Below are 5742 nucleotides of genomic sequence, written 5' to 3'. Positions count from 1 at the left end.
TACGGCTTGTGGCATGGCCGGCGTCCACTGCGGCAGACGGTTGCCGGAGACCTTGCGCAGGCCCGTCGAGGTTTTCGCCAGCAAGGGCGCGCCGAGCACCTTGCGCACCGTATTGACGGCCATCAGGCTCAGGCGGGCGCCCTTCAGGGCGGTGGCGTAGTGTTCGGCCAGCCAGCTGGCGCTGCCCTGATGAGTCGCCGTGCGGGCGCGCAGTTTGCGTACCAGGTCGCCGGTGTTGATCCCCACCGGGCAGCGCTGGGCGCACAGGCCGGTGGCGGCGCAGGTGTCGATACCCTGATAACGGTAGTCGCGCTCCAGTGCGGCGGTGTCGATGCCCGCGCGCTTTTTCGCCTGGATGTCGCGCCAGATGACGATGCGCTGGCGCGGACTCAGGGTCAGCCCCTTGGACGGGCAGACCGGCTCGCAGAAGCCGCACTCGATGCACTTGTCGACGATCACGTCGGCGGCGGGTAGCGGCTTGAGGTTTTTCAGGTGGATATCGGGGTCTGTGCTGAGTACCACGTCCGGATTGAGAATGCCGTGCGGGTCGAACAGGCGCTTGAGCTGCCACATCAACTGGTAGGCATCCGCGCCCCATTCCAGTTCGACGAAGGGGGCCATGTTGCGCCCGGTGCCATGCTCGGCCTTGAGCGAGCCGCCGAACTCGACCGCCACCAGTTGCGTCACCTCATCCATGAATGCCGAGTAGCGGGCGACTTGCAGCGGGTCGTCGAAGCCCTGGGTGAAGACGAAGTGCAGGTTGCCTTCCAGGGCGTGGCCGAAAATGATCGCCTCGTCGTAGTGGTGCTTGTCGAACAGCGCGAGCAGGCGATTGACCCCTTCGGCGAGCTGTTCGATGGGGAAGGTCACGTCCTCGATGATCACCGTGGTGCCGGTCTGGCGCACTGCGCCAACGGCGGGGAAGGTGTCCTTGCGGATCTTCCACAGCAGGTTGTACACGGCCGGGTCTTCGCTGAAGTCGACGCGCTTCTCCAGGGGGAACTCGCTGACCGAGGCCATGATCAGCGCGAGCTGTTCATGCAGCAGGCTCTGGCTGGCGGCGCGGGATTCGATCAGCAAGGCGCAGGCACCATCCGACAGGCTCTTCACCCACTCCGGCATGCCCGCCTTGTTCTCTACCGAACGCAGGCTGCGCCTGTCCAGCAGCTCCACCGCGGATACCGGCTGCAGCTTGAGCACGGTCACCGCGCGGCAGCAGCTCTCCACATCGGGGAACACTAGCAGGGCGCTGGCCTTGTGTGGGTGGTCGGGCACCGTGTCGTAGGTTACCGCGCTGATAAAGCCCAGGGTGCCTTCTGAGCCGACCATCAGGTGGCTGAGGATATCCAGTGGCCGGTCGAAATCGACGAGGGCGTTGAGCGACAGCCCGGTGGTGTTCTTCAGTCGGTATTTATGCCGGATTTTGGCGGCCAGCGCGCCATCGGCGCGGGTCTGCCGGCCCAGTTCGGCCAGTTGCTCGAGCAGTTCGGCGTGGCTGGTTTCGAACGCCGCCACACTCTGCGGGTCTTCGCTATCCAGCACCGTGCCGTCGGCCAGCACCAGGCGCATGCCGGCCAGGGTGTGGTAGCTGTTCTGGGCCGTGCCGCAGCACATGCCGCTGGCGTTGTTGGCGACGATGCCGCCGATCTTGCAGGCATTGATCGAGGCTGGGTCGGGTCCGATCTTGCGCTGAAAGGGCGCCAGCACGGCGTTGGCCTGGGCGCCGATTACCCCAGGTTGCAGGCGAATCTGCCGGCCCTGGCCACGGATTTCCCGGTCATTCCAGTTATCGCCCAGCAGGATCAATACCGAGTCGCTGATCGCCTGGCCGGACAGGCTGGTGCCAGCGGCGCGGAAGGTCACCGGCACTTGTTCGGCGCTAGCCAGCTTGAGCAGGGCGACCACTTCCAGCTCGGACTCGACCCGGATCACCAGCTGTGGAATCAGCCGGTAGAAGCTGGCATCGGTGCCGAAGGCCAGGGTCGACAGCGGGTCGTCGAAACGCCGCTCGCGGGGGATCAGGCGCTTGACGGCGGCAAGGAAGGCGGCGGGCAGGCTCATGGGCGCTCCGGGTTATTCTCAGTACAGGTGTGTAGTTAGCGGCTCAGCGACCCAGTTCACGCACCAGCGACTCGGCGCTGATTTCGCTGATCGACTTGGCGCCGGTCAGGACCATGGCCACGCGCATCTCTTTCTCGATCAGGTCGAGCAGGTTGCTTACGCCTGCACCGCCGGCGACGGCCAGGGCGTAGATGAAGGCGCGACCGAGCATCACGGTGTCGGCGCCGAGGGCGATCATGCGCACCACATCCAGGCCGGTGCGAATACCCGAGTCGGCGAGGATCGCCAGGTTGCCCTTGACCGCGTCGGCGATGGCCGGCAGCGCCCGTGCACTCGACAGCACGCCATCGAGCTGGCGGCCGCCGTGGTTGGAGACGACGATGCCGTCGGCGCCGAAGCTCACCGCGTCCTTGGCGTCCTGTGGGTCGAGGATGCCCTTGATCACCATCGGGCCGTCCCAGAACTCGCGGATCCATTCCAGGTCCTTCCACGAGATCGACGGGTCGAAGTTGGCGCCGAGCCAGCCGATGTAGTCCGCCAGGCCGGTGCGGCTGCCGCGGTAGGCGGAGATATTGCCCAGGTCGTGGGGCTTGCCCAGCAGGCCGACGTCCCAGGCCCAGCTCGGATGGGTCATGGCCTGGATGATGCGGCGCAGCGGCGCATTCGGCCCGCTCATGCCGGAGTGGGCGTCGCGATAGCGGGCGCCCGGTACCGGCATGTCGACGGTGAACACCAGGGTGGTCACGCCGGCGGCCTTGGCCCGCTCCAGCGCATTCTTCATGAAGCCGCGATCCTTGAGGACGTAGAGCTGGAACCACATCGGCCGGTCGATGGCCGGCGCCACCTCTTCGATCGGGCACACCGATACGGTCGACAGGGTGAAGGGGATGCCCTTGGCCGCCGCCGCCTTGGCCGCCTGCACCTCGCCGCGCCGCGCGTACATGCCGGTCAGGCCGACCGGGGCGAGCGCCACGGGCATCGACAGGGTTTCGTTGAACAGGCGGGTTTCCAGGCTCAACTCGGCCATGTTGCGCAGCACCCGCTGGCGCAGGGCGATGTCGGCCAGGTCCTCGACGTTGCGCCGTAGCGTGTGTTCGGCGTAGGCGCCGCCGTCGAGGTAGTGGAACAGGAACGGCGGCAGCTTGCGCTGTGCCGCCGCGCGGTAGTCGGTGGAGGCGGAAATGATCATCGGATTCATCCTTTGCCAGGAGCAGGCTGTTCTCGCCCGCACAGACCGGCCCCTCAACTATGAGGGGTCGGTCTGGCCGGGTATACGGGGTCGTGAAAAGTTGGCGTCGGTCAGCCAGCGAGCAGCGGATCGCCAGCGCCCAACAGGTAGATCGCGATCAGGGCGATCACGCCGGTAAAGAGCACGTAGTACAGCGTAGGCCAGATGGTCTTGCGCAGGATGCTGCCTTCGCGGCCGAGCAGGCCGACCGTGGCGGAGGCGGCCACCACGTTGTGGATGGCGACCATGTTGCCGGCGGCGGCTCCAATCGCCTGCACCGCGACGATCAGTGCGCTGGAAATGCCCAGGTTAGTGGCTACGCCGAACTGGAACTGGCTGAACATCATGTTGCTGACGGTGTTGGAACCGGCGATAAAGGCGCCCAGAGCACCGATGCTCGGTGCCAGCAGCGGATAGATGCCGCCAACGCTCTCGGCCACCCAGCGAGCCATCAGGATCGGCATGCTTGCCAGGTCGGCGCTATTGACCCCCGAGTTGATCAGGATGCGCACCATAGGCACGGTGAACAGCAGGACGAAACCGGCGCTGAGCAGCACCCCGGAGGATTCCTTGACCGCCGAGCCGAGGTCGCGCAGCTTCATGCCGTGGAAGAAGAAGGTGGCGGTGACCACGGCCACCAGGATGCCGCCCGGCAAGTACAGCGGCATGAAACTGGCGCTGACCCCGGTTTCACCGAGCAGGTCGGGGAAGTTCACCACCACCGCTTTCAGGGCGGCACCGACTTGCGGCACGACTCGGCTGATCACCAGCAGGACACCGACCAGCACGTAGGGCAGCCAGGCGCGCAGGGAGCTCATGGGCTTGGCGGTCAGTTGGTCCAGCTTCATTTCGATGGTGCCCAGCCATTCGCTCGGCCATTTGTCCGCCGGAGCGAAGTCCCAGGTGGTTTTCGGCAGCAGAAAGCCCAGGCGTGCGGCGCTGGTGACAATCGCCAGGCCGATCAGGCCGCCGGCCAGCGACGGAAATTCCGGGCCGAGGAACACCCCGGTGAAGGCGTAGGGGATGGTGAAGGCCAGGCCGGCGAAAATCGCGAACGGCAGGACTTCGAAACCGGCTTTCCAGCTTTTTTCGCTGCCGAAGAAGCGCGTCAGCATCAGCACCATGATCAGCGGCATCATGGTGCCGACGATGGCATGGATGATCGCCACTTCACTGGTGATCAGCTGCAGGAACTGCGCCCAGGACGAGCCTTGCTCGAGCAGCTGCGCGCCGATGGTGGCCGAATCCAGGCCGGTGCTGACCCCGACGATGATCGGGGTGCCCACCGCGCCGAATGACACCGGCGTGCTCTGTACCAGCATGCCAAGCATGACCGCGGCCATGGCCGGGAAGCCGATGGCCACCAGCAGCGGTGCGGCAATCGCCGCCGGCGTACCGAAGCCGGAAGCACCTTCGATAAAGCAACCGAACAGCCAGGCAATGATGATCGCCTGAATTCGTCGGTCCGGGCTGATAATGGCGAAGCCGGCGCGGATCGCGGTGATGCCGCCGGAGTGCTTGAGGGTGTTGAGCAGCAGGATGGCGCCGAAAATGATCCACAGCAGGCTCAGGGTAATCAGCAGGCCTTGCAGGGTCGAGGCGAGTACGCGGTTGAAGCTCATCTCCCAGGCGAACAGGCCGATGGCGGCGGTTACAAGGTAGACCAGCGGCATGGCGTGCTTGGCCGGCCAGCGCAGGCCAATCAGCAGAATGGCTGCCAGCAGTATCGGAGAAAAGGCGAGTAGGGCAAGAAGACCAAGTGACATGTCGGTCTCTCCTTAGCGGCGCGCAATGCGCATGGGTGTATGCGGATGCAGCGGTGCGGCAAGTGGTTTGGCGATGACCGGCATGGGAGACCTCGTGAGATTCTTGGAATTGTTTTGGATTCAGGTAAATTGGTAATACCAATTTACAGTTCAGCGTGGCCAGAGTAAAAGTGGATGCTTGCCACTGTCAATTAGCAGACTTGCTACTTTGGTCGGATACCCTGTTCTTGTAAGGGGTTCTGCACCGCTATAGGCTTGCTCTACACATGCCTGAGAAGGGCGTTGCAGGTGGTCAAACCAGTGAGGTTCGGGTTATGGAAGTAGGTCAGGTGCACCAGCGCCGTTTGTCGGACGATATCGTCGTTCAGCTGGAAACCATGATTCTGGAAGGCACGTTGCGGGCGGGCGAGCGGCTACCCGCCGAACGCGCGCTGGCCGAGCGCTTCGGTGTGTCGCGCCCGTCATTGCGTGAGGCGATTCAGAAACTGGCGGCCAAGGGCCTGCTGGTCAGTCGCCAGGGCGGCGGCAACTATGTCGCCGAGTCACTCGGTTCCACCTTCAGCGATCCGCTGTTGCAGCTGCTGGAGAGCAATCCGGAGGCCCAGCGCGATCTGCTGGAGTTTCGCCACACCCTGGAAGGTTCTTGCGCGTTTTATGCGGCGCAGCGCGCCACCGAGCTGGATCGCC

4 protein-coding genes are annotated in these 5742 nt (G+C 64.7%); 1 reads left to right on the top strand and 3 read right to left on the bottom strand.

Annotated features, from left to right (window positions below; all coding sequences use genetic code 11):
- The 3 genes from ABZE94_RS19820 to ABZE94_RS19810 all read right to left on the bottom strand — a co-directional run.
- A partial coding sequence (locus ABZE94_RS19820) for an FAD-binding and (Fe-S)-binding domain-containing protein (RefSeq protein ID WP_372877696.1) occupies nucleotides 1-2061 on the bottom strand: 2061 nt, incomplete at its 3' end.
- A 43-nt stretch (nucleotides 2062-2104) separates the two neighbouring features.
- Nucleotides 2105-3250 (bottom strand): FMN-dependent L-lactate dehydrogenase LldD, encoded by a 1146-nt coding sequence (lldD, locus tag ABZE94_RS19815; protein WP_372877694.1) that lies wholly within the window; start codon nucleotides 3248-3250, stop codon nucleotides 2105-2107.
- Between the two features lie 110 nt (nucleotides 3251-3360).
- Nucleotides 3361-5055 (bottom strand): L-lactate permease, encoded by a 1695-nt coding sequence (locus ABZE94_RS19810; RefSeq protein WP_372877692.1) that lies wholly within the window; start codon nucleotides 5053-5055, stop codon nucleotides 3361-3363.
- A gap of 314 nt (nucleotides 5056-5369) precedes the next feature.
- Between ABZE94_RS19810 and ABZE94_RS19805 the strand changes: the two genes are divergently transcribed.
- Nucleotides 5370-5742 (top strand): GntR family transcriptional regulator (locus tag ABZE94_RS19805; RefSeq protein WP_372877690.1); only part of this gene is annotated, 373 nt, incomplete at its 3' end.

This window comes from Pseudomonas sp. (assembly GCF_041601375.1).
In the GTDB taxonomy this organism is placed as follows: Bacteria; Pseudomonadota; Gammaproteobacteria; order Pseudomonadales; family Pseudomonadaceae; genus Aquipseudomonas.
The sequence above is the reverse complement of the archived record's forward strand: the minus strand, read 5'-3'. Positions and strand labels throughout refer to the sequence as shown.

Bases quoted from the DNA above. Each gene is read 5' to 3' on its own strand.
- lldD (WP_372877694.1), bottom strand. From the start codon at position 3,250: ATGATCATTTCCGCCTCCACCGACTACCGCGCGGCGGCACAGCGCAAG.
- ABZE94_RS19810 (WP_372877692.1), bottom strand. From the start codon at position 5,055: ATGTCACTTGGTCTTCTTGCCCTACTCGCCTTTTCTCCGATACTGCTG.